This window comes from Thermococcus sp. LS1 (genome assembly GCF_012027395.1).
Classification (GTDB): Archaea; Methanobacteriota_B; Thermococci; order Thermococcales; family Thermococcaceae; genus Thermococcus.
The window spans coordinates 1-424 of the sequence record NZ_SNUJ01000011.1 but is presented as its reverse complement, the minus strand read 5'-3'; the positions used below and the strand labels follow the sequence as shown (position 1 = coordinate 424).

1 protein-coding gene is annotated in these 424 nt (G+C 40.1%); it reads left to right on the top strand.

Annotated elements, in window-relative coordinates; all coding sequences use genetic code 11:
- Positions 1-417, top strand: a 417-nt coding sequence (locus E3E26_RS10990; RefSeq protein WP_206204419.1) for a hypothetical protein, incomplete at its 5' end; no start/stop codon positions are given.
- Between the last annotated feature and the right edge of the window lie 7 nt (positions 418-424).

Genomic DNA, 424 nt, shown 5'->3' with positions numbered 1-424 from the left:
TATCAGAACTACGTAATGCGAGTCCTTCAATCGTTTATCATACATGTGGGAAAGCCATTCTCGCGAAAACACAAGAGAGTAGCAAAGATTACAGTTTCAGATGAAGCCGAAGTCAGAAATCAAATCGCGGCGTTTATCAAAGGAAGGCTTAGCGTCGAATATCCAGAGCTCACAAAATTAGTTGAGATCGAAAAAGAAATCTCGGTACAAAAGGGGAAAAGACGAGTGATAAAGCTAGGAAAAATGGACATTGCAATTTCAAACAAAGTTGGAATTGAGATCAAAGTACTTAGGAGCCTAAGTGAGCTTGATCGTCTATGGGGACAAGTTGAGAAATACGGGGAATACTTTGAACATATCATAGTGGTGCTAGTAATCCCAGAATCAAAAGTCCAGCTTAGACAGTGCGAAACATAGATCGGAA